The sequence below is a fragment of the Pseudoalteromonas sp. SR43-5 genome, assembly GCF_014163835.1.
Classification (GTDB): Bacteria; Pseudomonadota; Gammaproteobacteria; order Enterobacterales; family Alteromonadaceae; genus Pseudoalteromonas; species Pseudoalteromonas distincta.
The window spans coordinates 83,656-101,649 of sequence record NZ_JACJEA010000003.1; the positions used below are offsets into that span (position 1 = coordinate 83,656).

The 17,994-nt window shown below is 38.5% G+C and carries 15 protein-coding genes; 8 read left to right on the forward strand and 7 right to left on the reverse strand.

Annotated features, from left to right (window positions below; translation table 11 throughout):
- Positions 1-70: 70 nt before the first annotated feature.
- The 5 genes from H5090_RS02770 to H5090_RS02790 form a co-directional block, all read right to left on the reverse strand.
- The gene (locus tag H5090_RS02770; RefSeq protein WP_404936421.1) at positions 71-1,393 is read right to left on the reverse strand and encodes a leucine-rich repeat-containing protein kinase family protein; all 1,323 of its coding nucleotides are present in this window, start codon (positions 1,391-1,393) and stop codon (positions 71-73) included.
- Between the two features lie 41 nt (positions 1,394-1,434).
- Positions 1,435-2,148, reverse strand: a complete 714-nt coding sequence (locus H5090_RS02775) for a YebC/PmpR family DNA-binding transcriptional regulator (RefSeq protein ID WP_002959761.1) — start codon at positions 2,146-2,148, stop codon at positions 1,435-1,437.
- Positions 2,149-2,406: 258 nt separating this feature from the next.
- A complete protein-coding gene (locus tag H5090_RS02780) occupies positions 2,407-4,485 on the reverse strand; it encodes a M13 family metallopeptidase (protein WP_182694978.1) in 2,079 nt (692 codons plus the stop codon).
- A gap of 240 nt (positions 4,486-4,725) precedes the next feature.
- Positions 4,726-6,504, reverse strand: coding sequence for an ABC transporter ATP-binding protein/permease (locus H5090_RS02785; protein WP_182694979.1), 1,779 nt, complete (start codon positions 6,502-6,504; stop codon positions 4,726-4,728).
- Positions 6,505-6,633: 129 nt separating this feature from the next.
- A complete protein-coding gene (locus tag H5090_RS02790; RefSeq protein WP_182694980.1) occupies positions 6,634-8,697 on the reverse strand; it encodes a hypothetical protein in 2,064 nt (687 codons plus the stop codon).
- Between the two features lie 460 nt (positions 8,698-9,157).
- Between H5090_RS02790 and H5090_RS02795 the strand changes: the two genes are divergently transcribed.
- The 5 genes from H5090_RS02795 (at position 9,158) to H5090_RS02815 (ending at position 13,722) form a co-directional block, all read left to right on the forward strand.
- The gene (locus H5090_RS02795; protein WP_182694981.1) at positions 9,158-9,619 is read left to right on the forward strand and encodes a hypothetical protein; all 462 of its coding nucleotides are present in this window, start codon (positions 9,158-9,160) and stop codon (positions 9,617-9,619) included.
- A 108-nt stretch (positions 9,620-9,727) separates the two neighbouring features.
- The gene (gene secD, locus H5090_RS02800) at positions 9,728-11,566 is read left to right on the forward strand and encodes a protein translocase subunit SecD (RefSeq protein ID WP_182694982.1); all 1,839 of its coding nucleotides are present in this window, start codon (positions 9,728-9,730) and stop codon (positions 11,564-11,566) included.
- A complete protein-coding gene (gene secF, locus H5090_RS02805; RefSeq protein WP_182694983.1) occupies positions 11,559-12,494 on the forward strand; it encodes a protein translocase subunit SecF in 936 nt (311 codons plus the stop codon). Before secD ends, secF begins: the two co-directional genes overlap by 8 nt.
- Before the next feature lie 182 nt (positions 12,495-12,676).
- Positions 12,677-13,153 carry a GreA/GreB family elongation factor gene (locus H5090_RS02810; protein WP_007582643.1) on the forward strand — a complete coding sequence of 159 codons (477 nt, stop codon included), beginning with the start codon at positions 12,677-12,679 and terminating at the stop codon, positions 13,151-13,153.
- Between the two features lie 182 nt (positions 13,154-13,335).
- On the forward strand, positions 13,336-13,722 hold the full coding sequence (locus H5090_RS02815) for a hypothetical protein (protein ID WP_138488983.1): 387 nt from the start codon (positions 13,336-13,338) through the stop codon (positions 13,720-13,722).
- 45 nt (positions 13,723-13,767) lie between these two features.
- On the opposite strand, the gene H5090_RS02820 is transcribed toward H5090_RS02815, so the two are convergent.
- On the reverse strand, positions 13,768-14,106 hold the full coding sequence (locus H5090_RS02820) for a zinc ribbon domain-containing protein YjdM (protein ID WP_182694984.1): 339 nt from the start codon (positions 14,104-14,106) through the stop codon (positions 13,768-13,770).
- 293 nt (positions 14,107-14,399) lie between these two features.
- On the opposite strand from H5090_RS02820, the gene H5090_RS02825 reads away from it, so the two are divergent.
- Genes H5090_RS02825 through H5090_RS02835 form a run of 3 tightly spaced genes read left to right on the forward strand, consistent with a single transcriptional unit; the run spans position 14,400 to position 17,432 of the window.
- On the forward strand, positions 14,400-15,794 hold the full coding sequence (locus H5090_RS02825) for a RimK family protein (protein ID WP_182694985.1): 1,395 nt from the start codon (positions 14,400-14,402) through the stop codon (positions 15,792-15,794).
- 4 nt (positions 15,795-15,798) lie between these two features.
- Complete coding sequence (locus H5090_RS02830; protein WP_182694986.1) at positions 15,799-16,911, forward strand: GNAT family N-acetyltransferase/peptidase C39 family protein; 1,113 nt, start codon at positions 15,799-15,801, stop codon at positions 16,909-16,911.
- Positions 16,912-16,919: 8 nt separating this feature from the next.
- Positions 16,920-17,432, forward strand: coding sequence for an MgtC/SapB family protein (locus H5090_RS02835; protein ID WP_002960746.1), 513 nt, complete (start codon positions 16,920-16,922; stop codon positions 17,430-17,432).
- A gap of 16 nt (positions 17,433-17,448) precedes the next feature.
- Here the strand turns inward: H5090_RS02835 and H5090_RS20750 are convergent, their stop codons facing one another.
- Entirely contained in the window at positions 17,449-17,982 is a 534-nt protein-coding gene (locus tag H5090_RS20750; protein WP_310736302.1) for an EAL domain-containing protein, read from the reverse strand.
- Positions 17,983-17,994 lie beyond the last annotated feature (12 nt).

The following is a 17,994-nucleotide window of genomic DNA, read 5'->3' on the forward strand; positions in this document are numbered from 1 at the left end:
ATCCGAATAAACATAAAATAAAAGCGAGTAAGATGTTACATTTTGCTCGCTTATATTATTAATATTAAATTTATTTTAGCTCTGCTAATAACTCAGTAAATGTAGGTCTTTGATTTAATGTAGGTTGCATGGCAAATTTTGCCATATCGGACATTTTAACAAAGAGCTCACTTTGTTTATCATCGCCAGTTACCGTGCCTATTAAGTCTTCAATTAAACACCCTAATGCACGTACTTCAATTAACTCGATTTGCTTTTGTTGATAATCACTTAACATGGCTAAGTTTGTGGCTGCACCAAAATCACCAAATAATACATCAGCATCTTTGTTTATCATGGTGTTATGCGCATACACGTCGCCATGGCTTACTTTACAAATATGCAAGTGATGTAAGGTACTTACCATTTGCTGTGCAATTTTTAAAATAGCGTGAGTTGAGTAATGGCAATCATCATTAAAGGTATCACGAGTACAGGTTTCAAGGCTTGGAGGCAGGCCTAAATTAGCAAAGCTTTTATCTATTAGCTCCATTACTAAACCTAGCTGATCACTTTGCTCAATGTAGGCAAGTACTTGAATTAAATTAGCGTGATCGCCTGCTTGTAAGCAGCAATTTACTTCATCAAGCGGGTAGCCGTCGCTGGTAATTGCGCCTTTAAATAATTTAATCGCTACAGCACTTTCAATAGCTTGTGCTAAATGAATAACGCCCGATGCACCTTGGCCAATAACATGACTAAGTGTGTAATCGTTAAGAGACTTATTTTCTAAGCAGCTTTTTGTAAGGCACTGGGCTTTATTAAAATCGTTACCGGCAAACGCAAGCCAAGCAAGTTTAGGCAATTCAAACAGCCAGTCGTCTACGTGTGTTAAGTTATTAGCAGAGAGCCTAACAAGCTCAAGGTTTTTACACTGCGCCATGCTACTTGGCAGTTGCTTAAGTTGATTGCCTGCAAGCGCAAGCTTTTTAAGCTGGGTATAATTACCGAAATCTTCAGGCAATTCGCTTAACGTATTATCGGTGAGTATTAGCCACTCAATATTTTTTGGCAGGCTGTTTAAAGCAAATTCAGAAATTTGGTTACCTTTAAACGCGACCATAATTAAAGCAGGGCATTTAGCGAGCACTTTAGGAATATGCTTAAACTGATTAAACGATAAAAACACACGCTTCAGGTGTGTTAAACAGGCAAATTCATCAGGTAGTGTTGATAAGTTATTATTTGATAAATCGAGAACTTCAAGCGTGTCAGCTAAGCTTAAGATTTCTTCAGGAAATGTCGTTAGCTCTTCTACCAATTGCAGGCGAGTAGCACCAACAAGTTTGCCACTTTTAAGCTCTTTAAGGGAGTTCATATTAATACCATGTTCTAAAAATGAAAAAGCCAACATAGCTGTTGGCTTAAAGTCGTTCTAACTTACTAAATCGCTCTTTAGAATTGCGCGTTATGGTAAACGTTTTGTACGTCGTCGCAATCTTCTAACATTGCTAAAAATCGTTCCATAACTTCAACATCTTCGCCTTCAATCGGCGTTTCAATTTGTGGCACAAAGCTAATTAGGTCTTCGTCAAATTCAGTCACGCCCATTTCTTCAAGCGCTGTACGTGTATTGTTGTACTCTGTGTGAGGAGCAAAAACAGTAACTTTACCGTCATCTACTTCTACGTCAGTTACATCAACATCAGCCATCATAAGAGCTTCAAGTACTGCTTCGTCGTCATCACCGTCAAATACAAAAATAGCAAGGTGATCAAATAAGTGTGAAACAGAGTTTTGAGCGCCAATTTTAGCATTTGCTTTGGTAAAACAAACACGTACATCAGCAAAGGTACGCTTGTTGTTGTCTGTTAAACAGTCAACAATAATCATACAGTTACCAGGGCCGTAACCTTCGTAACGTGTTGCTGCGTAGTCTTCACCGCCGCCGCCTTTTGCTTTGTCTATTGCGCGGTCAATAACGTGTGCTGGTACTTGGTCTTTTTTAGCGCGTTCAATTAAACGACGTAATGATAAGTTACCATCTGGATCTACACCGCCGTTTTTTGCACAAATATAAATTTCTTTGCCGTACTTAGAATAAACTTTAGTTTTAGCACCCGCAGTCTTAGCCATTGAATCTTTTTTGTTTTGGTAAGCTCTTCCCATCTGCGTTTCGCCTTAATATATGTAAATAATAGAATAAAATTATAATGCGTATTCTAAAGGTAAATGCATTCAAGGGCTAGTAAGTATTAAAACAGATTAAATCGGTAACGTTTAAAAGCCATGTAAACTGTATTTTATTAATGGGATCATCGAGGGTTCTAGACGTTGGAATTATATCTATTATGTGTAAATTTAATTCAATAAAAAAGCAACCTGTATAACAGGTTGCCTTACTAAGTAATAAAAAGTAAGTGTTACTTACCAAATACGTACACGCTCATCTTCAGGAAGGTATAACGCATCGCCTGGTTTTACATCAAACGCTTTGTACCATGCATCGTGGTTACGCGGCGCTTGTGCTCTAAAGCGACCAGGGGCATGTGTGCCACCACGCAGTTGGTTAAGCATGCTTTGCTCAGTACGTTTTTCTTTCCATACTTGTGCCCACGCAAGGAAGAAGCGCTGATCGCCAGTAACGCCGTCAATAACAGGCGCTTCTTTACCATTTAAACTGAGCTTGTACGCGTGATAAGCCATTGATAGCCCACCTACATCACCAATGTTTTCGCCAAGGCTATTTCGACCATTAACAAAGTTACCTTCTATTGGCTCGTATTTACTGTACTGCGCAGCCAGTTGATCGGCTTTTTTGTCAAATGCAGCGCGGTCAGCATCAGTCCACCAGTTACGTTGCACACCGTTTTCGTCTGATTTTGAACCTTGATCGTCAAACCCATGACCCATTTCGTGACCAATTACAGCGCCAATACCGCCATAGTTTACAGCCGGATCGGCATTTGGATCGAAAAACGGCGGTTGTAATATCGCAGCCGGAAATACAATTTCATTAAACGAGCTATTGTAGTAAGCGTTTACGCGTTGTGGCGTCATGCCCCAGCGGTTACGGTCTGTTTTTTGTAGCTCTTTTTCAACACTTTCTGCATGAAAAAATTCACGCATGTTTTTCACATTACCGATTAAATCGTTTTTAGTAATGCTTAAACCATCATAAGACTGCCAAACATCGGGATAACCAATTTTTGGTACAAATGCAGCCAGTTTAGCGCGCGCATTTACTTTAGTTTCATCGCCCATCCACTCTAAGTTATCAATACGTTCACCAAGAGCTGTACGTAGGTTTTCAACCAGCTCAGACATTTGTTGTTTTGACGACTCAGGAAAGTAACGTGCTACGTATATCTTACCAATAGCAAAACCAAGCGAACTTGTGCCTGACATTTCACTTATTGCACGTTTCCAACGAGGGCGAGGCTCTTGCTGTCCGTTTAGTTCTTTACCAAAAAAAGCAAAGTTAGTATTAAATACGTCCTCTGATAGTAAACCTGCGTTACCGCTAATAGCGTGATACGTTAGGTAGTCTTTCCATACTGCAATATCTTCTTGATTGATTAGCTCAATCATCGCTTTTATTGGCTCAGGCTGAGATACATTTAACTGAGGTACTTTATAACCTGTTTGCGCAAAGTATAAATCCCAGTTAAAGCCAGGATAAGCAGTGCTTAAATCGGCACGTTCAACTTGGTTTAGGGTTAAGTCGCGATTACGGCGCTTTTCACGAGGCCAATGACCTTGTGCAATTTTGGTTTCAAGATCAACAATTGCTTGAGCGCGCTCAGCGGTATTTTCTACTCCTGCAAACTTAAGCATGTCAGCAATGTGAGCAACATAAGCTGTACGGGTTTTTACAAAGCGCTCAGCGTCTTCAAGGTAGTAAGAACGATCTGGTAAACCTAAACCACCAGCACCTAGTGACATTTCATATTTATTAGGGTCTAGGCGATTAAACCACATGCCGCCGCCAAAAGGGGCTTTATTACTGGTTAACCAAGACTTACCAAACATCTCAGCTAAATCGTCAGTTGACGCTATATCACTAATTTCACTTAACAATGGCTTAATAGGCGCTACACCGAGTTTATTAAGTGTTTCGGTATCCATATACGCATTGTAAAAATCAGCTACTAGTTTTTCTTCTGCGTTTAAATCTTTACGTGCTGCTATTTCTTCAATAATAGCTTTAACATCGTCTTCGCTGCGCTCAGCTAATCCTGAAAATGCACCGTAGCGGGTTTTATCAGCAGGCATTACGTAGTTGTTATACCACGTGCCGCTGGCATACATAAAAAAGTCATCGCCTGGTTTAACGGCTTCGTTACGGGCTGTTAGGTCAACACCAAAACTACCTAACTCTGCTTTTTGTGTCACTGCTGCAGTGGTTACTTTAGATTGTTGCTCGTCTGTTTTTGTTGTTTGCGGCTCTGAACAACCTGTAATAAATGTGGCAGCTAATGCTGCGGCAATTAAACTCTTTTTCATTACTTACTCCTGAGTATCACTGATTGAATTAAAGCAGCAGTGAATCATTTTTATTGTTACGAATATTTAACTTATCGATTGTTATTGATATTAATCAGACAAACAAATCTTTTGAGGTGAATCACCACAGTGCTCGATAAAGCTAATATAGGAGAAAAGAGAAAGGCTAATAGGTTCTATAAACGCTTTATTTAGCTCGAATACTTAAAAGTATCCGAGCTAAGAGGGGTTACACTCTATTTACTTTTTATGCTGAAGCTCCCACATACGGGCGTATTCTCCGGCGAGTGTAAGTAACTCATCGTGCTTACCTTGCTCAATAATTTGTCCGGCTTTGAGCACAATAATGGTGTCTGCATCGGTAATAGTAGATAACCGATGAGCAATAACAATACTCGTATGGTTACTGGCAACCTCACGCATTGCAGCAAGTATTGCTTGCTCAGAATGAGAGTCGAGTGCAGATGTTGCTTCATCAAAAATTAAAATAGGGGACTTTTTCAAAATGGCGCGGGCAATGGCAATACGCTGTTTTTCGCCGCCGGATACTTTTAAACCACGCTCGCCAACCAGTGTTTTATCGCCTTTATCAAGTGTGCCTATAAAGTCTTTTAAATGCGCCATAGCAATGGCTTCATCAATTTCAGCATCGCTTGCTGATGGTCTGCCGTAAGCGATATTTTCACGAATCGTGGTGTTAAACAGCACGGTGTCTTGCGGGACTATTGCAATGGCTTTTCGTAAACTATTAAGTGTTACTGAGTTTATTGCTTGATTATCGATACTAATTTCACCACCGCTTACATCATAAAAACGATAAAGCAGTCGCGCTAATGAACTTTTACCTGCCCCACTGGCACCAACAATGGCTACTTTGCTGCCTGCTTTAACATTAAAGCTAAGATTATTAAGAATAGGGCGATGCGCATCGTAACTAAAACTTACATTATTAAATGTTATTTCACCTTGTCTAATATTGAGTTCTTTAGCATTAAGTGCATCGGTTATTTGTGGTTTTTTGTTAAGTAGTCCAAGCATGTTTTCAAGGTCGGTTAGCGCGCGTCTTATTTCGCGGTACACAAAACCTAAAAAGTTAAGCGGTAAAAACAACTGAATCATATACGCGTTAATCATCACAAGTTCACCAATAGAAAGCGTACCTGCAACTACCTCGGTTGAGCCCAACCACATTAACGCGGTAATAGCACAAGCAATAATAAGTGCTTGGCCTGAGTTGAGGGCGAGCAACGACATTCTATTTTTTAAACGGGCTTTTTCCCAGTTTGCTAAAAAGGTGTCGTAAGTTTTTGCTTCAAACTGCTCATTATTAAAATATTTTACAGTTTCATAATTAAGCAAGCTGTCTATTGCGCGGGTATTACTTTGATTGTCGGCAGCATTTGCTTCTCTAATAAAGCGGTTTCGCCACTGAGTAACCACCACAGTAAAGGTAATATAAATGGCGACTGCCAATAATGTAATCAGCGCAAACCAAACAGAAAACAACGTGCCAAAAATAATCGCAACGGTCAGTATTTCAAACAAAGTAGGCACAATGTTAAACATTAAAAAGCGCATTAAAAAACTTAAGCCGCTAGTACCGCGTTCTATATCGCGGCTAATGCCACCGGTTTGCCTATCTAAATGAAAAGCCAGCTCAAGTGAGTGTAAATGCTTAAATACCTTTAAACCAATATCACGCATTGCGTGTTCGGTAACGCGAGAAAATACAGCATCTCTTATTTCACCTAAAAACACGCTAGCAAAACGCAGCGCGCCGTACATCAATAATAATAAAGCGGGAATAACTAACAGTGGGTTAATCGACTTATCTACCGATTCTATAATTTCTTTAAGCGCCCAAGGCATTAAAAGCGTGGCACCTTTTGCGCCTATAAGCGCCATAAGTGCGATAAAAACACGGCCTTTAAATTTTGTAAGGTAGGGCCACAGTGTTTTTACACTTTGGCGTAAATTCATGGCGTCGGGGCGTTTTTCTGTGCTTTGTCTGGGGCGCATTCAGTATCTCAGAATTGGTATGTGGGTAGATAAAATCACTTATAAGTTAAGTAAACGCAGTAAATTGAAACAAGGAAAGGTATTAGTTTTTTGAATATTAATTTTAAGCGTTAAAATGCGGTTACCTAATTAATGCTTTCTAAAATAGCAGTATATATTTTCCGGTAGAATATATCGCATATAACGTTTTCTGAAACCAGCTTTCCATAATGATTTGCTATAGGTTTGCTTAAACTTAATCGGGTTAAGAAACATTTTTAATGGATCGGACGTTTTAGCAAAATAACTTTCATGGCTATTTGCTCCGACATACTCAGAGTGTTTTAGATTACCAAAGTTTACGGATTCGCTATAAGTAGGGGTCTTTAATAGTCGAGATATAGGTTTTATAGCCGTTTCAGGAGCGATATTTATTTTTTTATAGTCTCTCTCAATAGCCATAAAATCAGAAATAAAGTCCATAGCCCCTTTTTGAAATTCGTTTATTGTATTTAGCTTATCATTAGAAAAGTCATTAGGTTCGAATATAGCTACTATGTCATCATTTTTTTTATCGAATTTAATTACAGAGCCGTGAGGTGCTGAAAAAATAAATTCGAGCATATGCACACCTTCCGATAACACTTGAAAATTATTTTTAGGTTCTGAAAAGTTACACATATAGCCAGACATCGGAAACCCTTTTTCAGCAAACTTCATTGCAGTTTGAAATGTACCTAGGTAATAACCATGAATATCTATTTCATTATTTTCTAATAACATTAGCTTATTTAATGAGTTCTGAATTGTCCCTTGCCACCCAATGTCAACAATCGCGACTTTTTTGGCATCCATAAACCCAATTTGATTTAGGTAAGTTAGTAGGTTTTCTCTTTCTACAGCTGCAATACTGCATACATCATCAACTAATAAATGAAAGAGTTTTGCTAATTTATCCTTATCGTTATCTGTGTCAATTATATGATTTTGATCAAAAAATCCAACTTCTTTTATTTTTTTAATATGTTTTGTTGCATCTATATCAACTCTATCAAGGTAATTAGCGACGCTCAAATTAGGAACAAAATGGCATAGTACTTTTATCGAATATTCATCGATTCCATTGTATATAGTTGGGATGTTTATAGCTCGTCTTGATGCGTACATATACTTACTAACAGGCGTTTTAGCTCCCTGATTCATAAGGCTATAGGCTTTGTGCATAATATAGCCGTCGCGAGCAAGGAAAAATATATGTTCTATTTCTTGATGCAAAACCTGGCTAGTTAACCAACGAGTTAAGCCAAAATATATTATTCCACAGTATACATAACCAAAGTCGTACCATATATTCTCGTTGTTATTATCTCTTTGGGTAAACGTTTTGTTTATGATAGTCGCAAAATAAATAGATTCTTCTATAGAGAGTTTAGAAGGGTATAGCTGCCTTAGTCTTTTAAATGAATGATGGCTAAGCGCATATTCACTGGTTTTTTTGTAATAATAAGGTTTGATGCCTTCTTTCATCGCGTTAATGACATCGGCGAAGTAATAATCGCCAATATGTAAAAGCTTAGACGGTTTACAGGATAGGTCTTTAAGTATATGCGGATATAACCCTCCTTTAGACTTTGATTTACGAATTACAGAGGATAAAAATAATTTATGAAATTTTGTATACCCATTATCGTAAAGAATTTTTTTTATCACGTACTCCGGTAAGTACATGTCTGAGGTGAAAATAACCTTTTTACCATTATCAATACAGTATTGATAAAAAGAGTGCATATATTCATTTTTGACACAAAATTTTAATTCTATTTCGATTTCTAGCGCTTTCAATATGTTAATTACTTTGCTATCTAGATTTTGTGTTTTTTGTATATGTGCATATATCTCATCCAAACCTATGGATTGGGTACCATTTAGCTCAGCTAGTATTTTTGTTGCTTCTGCCTCGGCATTACCTCGGATGCTTTTAAAGTCTATGTCTAGCTTTTTATGTTCATCATTATATAAATTCTCAACTATTGTAAAAATATCAGCTGGTTCGAAGACTTTTCTGAGGATTACAGTATCAAAGATATCAAAAGAGACTATTTCACTGTTGTTTATTAGCTTTTTTAGGTCAGTGTCATTACTTAGGGTATTTATTAGCTTTAAGCTTTTGTTGTAAAATTTTGAGGCTATTTTACTAAATATGTTTTTTTCCATAATGACTTTCCCTGCCTTATTTACTATCCATAACATAATTAAGAAAATCAAAATTTAGCTATTTGTTTACATTTAATTATACTAATTTCGTATAGCCGCTGCAACTTGACCATTTATAGTACGAAGTTTTATGGCTTATTTACTATTTTACCAAAAAAAACGACTAAATAAATGCAAAATGAATAATAAAACTACAAGTAATAAATTAAAATTAACCCTAAATAACTACTTATTTTGTATTTGGTAAGGAAAAGAGATGCTGTCGAAGTAGTAGATTTGAGCGCAACATATTTTATAAATGAAATTACCAAAAAAATCTTTAAATAATTGGTTCGAAATAAAGCAACGCCAGCGCCTCAGGTTAAGTTGTAAGATCAAACTAAATTAACGAGCAGGCTATTGTATTTTAAACGCTTGCCCTTATATACTACGCATCCCTTATTTTAGTTTTAAAACGTGAATGTTTAAATTTAGAGTGTTTTTAACTGCCTTTTTGCTACTTGCTGCACTTTTTAGTGTGCAGAGCAATGCTATGGGCGCCTCACAAAATTTAAATATTACTGTTAGTACGCAGGTTTCGCTTACTGATATTGCCGATTTAACTAAAATACAGCCTATTAGTAAGTCTGTAGATACTGCGCAGCATAAAAAAACGCATCAAACCGATTTTGACGCGCACCAACCAAGGTTAACTGCCAATAATTCATCATTGTTTTTGCACACTGTTCAAAGTGAGCCAGAATACGATGTGGTTTTTGAATTTTTTGCTCAAAATCTTGTTAGGCATATATTCTTACGACCAAGAGCGATTAATCCTATACAGCCTTGGTATACGCTTGTAACTAATAGTAAAAAGTCGCGCTTGAGTGGCTGGAAAGACGTTAATTTACTCTACAGAGCTGTAACTACCTACCACGCTTAATTTTCCTTATTTAATTTTATTAGGTTTTAACTTTTAAAGTTTTAGCCTGCAGATTAATTGTGCTTTTAAAAAGTACGTTGCTAGCTTTGCTGGCAATAAGGATTCAACATGTTAAGTTTTAAAAAAGACAAAAAACCGTCTACGGCTAAGTTCAAATTAAGCTATATAGCCATGCTAATAGTATTGGTTTTATTAGCTATCAGCGCATTACCAAATTTATACCCAAATAAATCGTGGTTGCACATCAGTGCTGCTCCGCACAGTGAAACGCAATCTTTACCGAGCACTAAAACGCTAGTTACTTTTTTAAATAACCAAGGGTTAGAGGTTGAGCAGGGTTTAGATAAGCAATCAACTATTAATGTACTTTTAAACGAGCCAACTAAAAGCGCTCAGGCACAAGCGGCTATAAAAGCGCAATACCCAAACACGCAAGTTAAAATTGTTGAGCATGCAACCAGCCCTACATGGTTACAAAATTTTGGTTTATCACCAATAAAGCTGGGCCTTGATTTAAATGGCGGTGTGCTATTTGTATTAGACGTAGATTTAGATAAAGCCGTTGATGAGCAGTTAGTCAGTGCGTATCAACAAGCTAAATCAATCATTATTAAGCAAAAAGCACATGGCGTAAAAGCGCAGCAAACTCAGCACGGGTTTGAAATAAACGCATTGCCTAATGCAACAGACAAGTTAACCCCCGTTATTGAAGAGCTACAAAGCCGGTTTGCTAATTTTGCCGTTGTAACAAGCAATAATGGCAGCGTTAAAACTGCCAAATTTAGTTATTCAGAGCAAGGCCGCAGCAGCTTTGATAAAGAAGTAATGGGCCAAACACTTACAACCCTTCGTTCACGTATTGAAGAGTTAGGCATTACTGAAGCGGTAACACAGCAACAAGGCAAACATCGAATTCGTATAGAGCTACCAGGCGTGCAAGATCCAACCGAAGCTAAGCGTATTATTGGTGCAACAGCATCGCTTGGTTTTTATCAATTAAAAGAAATTGGCGGGCAAACATTTAATATGCAATCGGGCGGAAAGATAAAGCTCGATCCTGTGCCAATTTTTACAGGCGATCATATTAATAATGCAAACATAGGCCGCGACGATTGGGGTAAACCATTGGTACAGCTAAGCCTAGACGGCCAAGGAGGGGATGCAATGTCGGCGTTTTCAAAAGCCAATATTGGTAAGCCAATGGCGACGGTTTACTCTGAGTATTCTCAAAATGCTAAAGGTGAAGTAGTTAAAAAAAGCGAAGTTATTAATGTTGCCAATATTGCTCAGCATTTAAGTTCGCGTTTTAGTATTACCAATATGAAAAGCCAACAAGCGGCAGCCGATCTAGCATTGTTATTACGTGCAGGCTCGCTTACAGCACCCGTTACAATTGTGCACGAACAAACAATAGGGCCAAGCCTCGGCAGCGAAAATATTAGTAATGGCTTAGCCGCGCTTATGTTAGGCATGGGTATTACGCTTGCATTTATGGCGCTTTGGTATCGCCGTTTAGGCCTTATTGCAAACGTAGCACTTATATTAAATTTAACGTCGCTTGTGGGCTTAATGTCATTATTACCAGGGGTTGTGTTAACGCTTCCGGGTATTGCAGGTCTGGTGCTAACCATAGGTATGGCGGTAGACACTAACGTAATAATATTTGAACGCATTAAAGAAGAACGTCGCCAAGGCCGTGCACCATATCAAGCTATTCAAGAGGGGTATAAACAAGCCGCAAATACAATATTTGATGCCAATATAACCACCATGATCACCGCACTTATCTTATACGGCATAGGCTATGGGCCCGTTAAAGGTTTTGCCATTACACTCGCACTGGGGCTTTTAACGTCTGTATTTACAGGTGTGTACGTATCAAAAATATTAAGCCAAACGTTGTATTTAAAAATGGGTAAAAAAGTAGGAGAAAAAGCACATGCTTAACACTTTTTTGAAAGGCGAGGCGGGCACACGTTTACGCTTTATGGGCATGCTTTTAAGCGCCATGTTAGTGCTGCTATCCGTATTTACGCTTACGCAAAAAGGTCTAAATTTTGGCCTAGATTTTACCGGCGGTTATTTAACTGAGTTTACAACCAGCCAAAGTGTTGAGCTAAAAGAGCTTCAATCGTTTATTGCTAAAAATCATAACGGTGAGTTTGAGCTAACCGCGCAAGGTAATAGCCATTTTCAATTAAGAGAAGCGCCAAGTGCATCAACAACAGGTAATAGCCTTGATTGGCAAAGCGCTGTTACACAAAACGATGATATAAACGCACAGGTATTATCGTCAGCTTATATTGGCTCACAAGTGGGCGATGAGTTATTTGATCAAGGCTGTTTAGCCATGTTTGCTGCAATGATTGCGGTAATGATTTACCTTGCAGTGCGTTTTGAATGGCGATTAGCGGTAGGGTCTGTGGTTGCGTTAGTGCACGATTTAATACTCGTACTTGGGTTATTTTCACTATTACAAATTGAATTTAACCTAACCGTACTGGCAAGTTTACTGGCTATTATTGGTTACTCACTTAACGACTCAATAATAGTAGGGGATAGAGTGCGTGAGCTTTTACGTGTTCAATCAAACAATATACTTAGCCCAGCGACTATTATTAATAATGCGATTAAAAGCACACTAACGCGCACCTTAATAACGTCGGGTACCACACTTGCAACGGTTGCCAGCGTTTGGATACTTGCAGGTGCACCACTGCAAGGCTTTGCTATTGCATTATTTACCGGCATTGTAGTGGGTACGTTCTCGTCTATTTGTATAGCGGCAACCTTGCCAGAGCTATTGGGCTTAAGCGCTAAAAACTACGAAGTTAAAGTAGATGCCCACACGCAAACATTATTAGATATGCCATAAGGTTTTTAATAAAGCACAAACAAAGAGCTGCACCAACCAACAGCTCTTTACTTGTTTAATGCTAATTTAAGCCCCGCTAGTATTCCCACCAAACTTACGGGGGTTTAAAACAATGGTTTTAAGCCTAGCAAAAATGTTAAACTAACTGCCTTATTTTTACTGCCAGTATTGTATTAATCCCCATGAATAAAACCCACGTTATCGAACATCTTCGTTTTGCGCTAGAAGCGCAGCTTACAACAGCAAAAGTAGCGGCAAAAACCGCGCACGACACCGCCACACATGAAGAAAACATAGCCGAAAACAAATACGATACCCTAGGGCTCGAAGCCGCTTATTTAGCACAAGGCCAAGCCCAGCGCGTAAACGATTGCTATAAAAGCATAGAATTGTTTGAGCCTGCCTTTAACGAAAAGCCAACCGACAAAATAGCTATCGGTTCGTTGGTGTGTTTAGAAGATGATAACGCAGCGCAAAAATGGTTTTATTTAGGCCCTGCAGCAGGTGGTTTAACCGTAAATGTTAAACAACATGCAATTGCTGTTGTAACACCCGGCGCACCAATGGGTAAGCAATTATTAAATAAACAGATTGATGATGAAATTACGTTAACAATTGCAGGTAAAGCCCACGAATATGTTGTGGTAGAGATCTTATAAATACTTCCTTCAGCAAAGTAAACCTTCTGAGGGACTACTTTATATACATAGCTTGAACTAACTTATCTGATTTTATAGCTATATTACTTGGAGTTACTACTCAATTATTAGTGTTTTTGTAGAGTGTAATACTCAAAAATGTAAAATGTCCTTGATTATATTAAGGGAGACCGGAGGGTACTATGAAAATTCATAAAGGTGATATTGCTATGGATATGATTGAAGACGCTATCGACCTGTACAATGAAGAACGCTTTATTTCTAGCTTACATTTATCTGCTGCAGCATCTGAATTATTATCTGGTTTAAGTGAAATTTATGGATTTGAAAGCTCACACCAAAACTTAAAAAAAATGGTATGGGACTTCCATAATTCAAATCCTGATTTTTTCTCTAAGCCCCGACTTGCAATCAAAAAATTTAACTACTCTAAAAATGCTGTAAAGCATATTAATGGCGACAAGGATCAACTAGCATATATTTTGCCTAAAATGGACTCCGAGATGTACATAAATCAATGCCAAAAAATGTTAGAAAATTTTGGTATATGCTTGTTAAAGCGAATATGAAAACCAATTCTTCGCTTATAACTACTCGGTTATAGGGAGGCTAACTCAATTAGCCTTTTTCACAAACTTAGCAGTTACCATCATTTCGCCAATGCCTTCCACTTTACAATCTAGCTCGTGATCTTTTTTATCAAGCACACGTCTAACAACCGCTTTGGTGCCAATTTTAATTACTTGCGAGCTGCCTTTAATTTTTAAATCTTTGGCTACGGTCACTTTATCGCCATCATTAAGTAAAGTGCCGTTGGCATCTTTTACTAAAATTGCGTCTTCATCATTTGTAGTATTTGGGTTCCACTCATGGGCGCACTCGGGGCAAATAAGCAGTTGTTGGTCTTCGTAAGCATATTCACATTGGCATTTTGGGCAAGCAGGCAGCGACATTTTTAACTCTCATAAGGTGTTGTTTTGCGTATTTTAATCTGCATTATTAGTTAATCAATATTTTTCATCTTCACGCTAAAAATATCTCGTTTGTGCGTTTTTAAAAAAGGGCATATAAAGCACATGTCGCTTAAGCAATTTAAGCGCTAACTCGTACAGTAGGTACCTGTTAAAGCACCCATCATATTAAGTGATTCGCGCAATGCCCACTTAGTACGATGGGTGTTTCTATTTATAATGCTTAGTATTTTACTAAGCATGCTTTTTATATTTTGACTTAACTAGGAAAAGTCGTGTTTAAAACCTTAATTGTGGTTGATAACAACGAGCAAACGCTTGCTCAATCGTTCGAAAATGTAATTACGTTTAATACCTACTTACGTGATTACCCAAAACATAACGAACCAAAAACACGCATTATTAATCTGTGCGACTCAAGCCAATACTTGAGCAAAGGTTACTATTGCTCATTACTTGCAGAGGCGCGCAAGCACCAAGTTTTACCCAGTGTAAAAACCATTAATGCTCTTCGTAGTGGCCAAGCTCCTATGTTAAATGTGGGCCAAATAGATGGCACACTTTACTTTGGTAATGCCCAAAACGATTTACAATCAAAAGCGGCAAAGTCGGTATTTAAACAATACCCAGCGCCTATTTTATTTGTTGATGAACAAGGATTATTGCAACAAGGCTCGATGTCGTCTTTAAGCGAGCAGCAGTACAGCGAATTTGTAGCCAAGCTAGATAACTTTACTAAAACGCAGTGGCGTATTAGTTCTGTGCAACGTCGTTTTAGATGGGACATGGCAATACTTGTTGATCATAACGAAAAAGTACCACCGAGTGACAAAGACGCCATTGCACGTTTTATTAAAGCAGCTGCTAAGCACGGTATTTATGCACAAGCATTAAGCTTTGACGAAATTGATAACATTGCCCAGTTTGATGCGTTATTTATTCGCCAAACTACAGCGATTGACCACCCAACGTATCGCCTTGCAAGCAAAGCGCAAAGCCTGGGTTTAGTGGTTATTGACGATGCTGAGTCTATTTTACGTTGTTGTAATAAAGTGTATTTACACGATGCATTTAATTATCAAAAAGTGCCAAGTTTAAAAACGGTTGTAGTGGCTGATCAAGCAAATGAAACGCTTGAGCAATTAGAAGAAGCGTTTACGTATCCGCTTGTTTTAAAAATGCCTGAAGGGTCGTTCTCAAAAGGTGTGTTTAAAGTTTCAAACCGTGATGAGCTTGCCGCTAAGCTTACAGAGCTGTTTGAATATAGCGCATTAGTGCTTGCACAAGAATACATGTATACCGAATATGATTGGCGAGTGGGTGTGTTAAATGGCCGTGCAATTTATGCATGCCGCTATTTAATGGCGCGTAACCATTGGCAAATTTATAACCACGACGCTAAACGGTTTTTCTCTGGCGGCTTTGAAACTCTACCAACCTTTGAGTTACCAAAAGCGGTGTTAGATGCAGCATTAAAAGCATGTAAAACAGTGGGTAGGGGTTTATATGGCGTAGATGTTAAAGAGCATCAAGGCAAAGCATATGTACTTGAAGTAAACGACAACCCAAGTATTGATCACAAGGTAGAAGACGGCTATTTAGGCGACGAGCTATACATGATCATTATGGATGAGTTTAAACAACGCTTAGAAGCACGAGGCCGTGGGTAATAACATGAGCAACCTTGTTATTCGAAAGGCGCTTAGTAGTGATTTAAATGCACTGATTGACGTTGAAAACGCTTGCTTTAATAACGATAAATTAAGTCCGCGTAGTTTAAAACGCTGGCTTAGTGCAAAACACGGTATTTTACTCGTTGCCCAAAATGGCGAGCAAGTATGTGGATATGGATTAGTGTGGTGCCATAAAGGGACTCGTTTAGCGCGTTTATATTCGCTTGCTGTAAAACCCACAATGCAAGGTAAGGGCGTTGCAAAGACATTGCTTACTAGCCTTGAAAAAGAAACGTATGAGCGAGGGCGTATTTACCTTCGTTTAGAAGTGGCTGTAAATAACGAAGGTGCGATAGGGCTTTATAAAAGCTTAGGTTACAGAGTGTTTGGTCAATATAGCGATTATTACGATGACCACAGTGACGCACTACGAATGCAAAAAAACATTCGACAAACGAGTGAGTTAAAAGTGGCGCGTTTAACGCCGTGGTATCAGCAAACTACTGAGTTTACGTGCGGACCTGCTGCACTATTAATGGCAATGGGCGCACTTGAGCCAACAACTGAGCTTACCCAATCGCATGAGCTGGCACTTTGGCGTGAAGGTACCACCATTTTTATGACATCGGGTCATGGTGGTTGCCATCCGTTTGGTTTGGCACTTGGGGCTAATAAGCGTGGTTTTAAAAGCGAGGTAATGGTTAATACCACAGAGCCTTTGTTTTTAGATGGCGTACGTAACGAAAACAAAAAAGTGGTACTTGCCACCGTGCATCAACAATTTGTAGATGGTATTGCACAAGCAAATATACCGCTTACGTATAAAGATGTAGAGCTTGAGCATATTGAGCAGTGGTTAAGTAAAGGCTTTAGTGTGCTGTTATTAATTAGTACATACAGTTTTGATGGTAAAAAATCGCCACACTGGGTGTGTGTTACGCACCTTGATGAGCACTGCGTGTATGTTCACGATCCGTTTTGTGAGCCCGGTAACGATAAACAGCTCGCAATAGATTGCCAATATGTACCTATTGCACGAAGTGATTTTAGCAAAATGTCAGCGTTTGGTAGCCAACGTTTAAGAACGGCGGTGGCTATAGCTAATAAAATATAAGGTTAACAGTGACTTTTTTAGATTTAATTGATGTAGCCCCGTATTCATGGGCAGCTATTGGTACTGCGGCTTTTTGTGGTGCTATTATTGGAATAGAGCGCCAATTGCGCGGCAAGCCTGTAGGTATTCGTACATCAGCCCTAATAACGTTGGGTACGTATTTGTTTTTATCCACTGCGTTTAATTTACAAGGGGATGTAATAGATCATTCTCGTGTAGTTGGGCAAATAATTACAGGTATTGGCTTTTTAGGGGCAGGCGTTATGCTCGCAAAAGATGGTGCGGTAGTTGGCGTAACCTCTGCTGCAACCATTTGGGTGCTTGCATCAATAGGCGTGATGATAGCGACAGAAAACCTTGGGGCTGCAATAAAACTCTCGGTGCTGGTGGTCGGTATTTTATACGGTGTAGACGTACTTGAGGCTAAATTTAAAAGCTTAAGCAAAGGCGTACACACTAAAGTAAAAAACTATCAAAAGCGCTATTATCGAAAAGAATTTAACGAATCAGAACGCCACTAAAAGTGGCGTTTATTAATTATAGCGTAATTGTTTGATATTGGATGGCATCTTCAATAGGAGCTGGGCGCCCAATAAAATAGCCTTGTACGTTATCAACGCCTAGTTTTCTTAGTGTGTTTAATTCATCTTGATTTTCTATACCCTCAGCTACAATTGAGCAATTAATAGCTTTGGCAAATCCGCATAGTGCTTTAGCTAATAAAAACTTTCTACTGTCTTTATTTATATTTTGAGTGAGGCTTATATCTAACTTAATGATATCTGCCTCTAATTCTAAAATATGTTGAAAATACGAATAGCCAGCTCCAACATCATCTATAGCTAATCTTACGCCTTTGCTTCTTAATGGTTGAAGTGCAGTTCGCATCGCTTGGTAGTCTAAAATAGGTGAATGTTCAGTCACTTCTAAAATTATTCTATTACAATCGATGCTTTGTAATACTTTGTCTATTGAGCCTGATAAAATATGCTGAGGTGAAGTATTTATAGTGATATAAGCTTTTTCATCAAATTGATCTAAGCAATGTAATGTATTTTGTATAGCAAGTATTTCTAATGCTTC

What these genes read in the sequence shown, in the direction of transcription:
- H5090_RS02820 (WP_182694984.1), bottom strand. Translation starts at nt 14,106, where the DNA reads ATGTCGCTGCCTGCTTGCCCAAAATGCCAATGTGAATATGCTTACGAA.
- H5090_RS02830 (WP_182694986.1), top strand. Translation starts at nt 15,799, where the DNA reads ATGAGCAACCTTGTTATTCGAAAGGCGCTTAGTAGTGATTTAAATGCA.
- secD (WP_182694982.1), top strand. Translation starts at nt 9,728, where the DNA reads ATGTTAAGTTTTAAAAAAGACAAAAAACCGTCTACGGCTAAGTTCAAA.
- secF (WP_182694983.1), top strand. Translation starts at nt 11,559, where the DNA reads ATGCTTAACACTTTTTTGAAAGGCGAGGCGGGCACACGTTTACGCTTT.
- H5090_RS02785 (WP_182694979.1), bottom strand. Translation starts at nt 6,504, where the DNA reads ATGCGCCCCAGACAAAGCACAGAAAAACGCCCCGACGCCATGAATTTA.
- H5090_RS02775 (WP_002959761.1), bottom strand. Translation starts at nt 2,148, where the DNA reads ATGGGAAGAGCTTACCAAAACAAAAAAGATTCAATGGCTAAGACTGCG.
- H5090_RS02790 (WP_182694980.1), bottom strand. Translation starts at nt 8,697, where the DNA reads ATGGAAAAAAACATATTTAGTAAAATAGCCTCAAAATTTTACAACAAA.
- H5090_RS02770 (WP_404936421.1), bottom strand. Translation starts at nt 1,393, where the DNA reads ATGTTGGCTTTTTCATTTTTAGAACATGGTATTAATATGAACTCCCTT.
- H5090_RS02780 (WP_182694978.1), bottom strand. Translation starts at nt 4,485, where the DNA reads ATGAAAAAGAGTTTAATTGCCGCAGCATTAGCTGCCACATTTATTACA.
- H5090_RS02795 (WP_182694981.1), top strand. Translation starts at nt 9,158, where the DNA reads ATGTTTAAATTTAGAGTGTTTTTAACTGCCTTTTTGCTACTTGCTGCA.
- H5090_RS02815 (WP_138488983.1), top strand. Translation starts at nt 13,336, where the DNA reads ATGAAAATTCATAAAGGTGATATTGCTATGGATATGATTGAAGACGCT.
- H5090_RS02810 (WP_007582643.1), top strand. Translation starts at nt 12,677, where the DNA reads ATGAATAAAACCCACGTTATCGAACATCTTCGTTTTGCGCTAGAAGCG.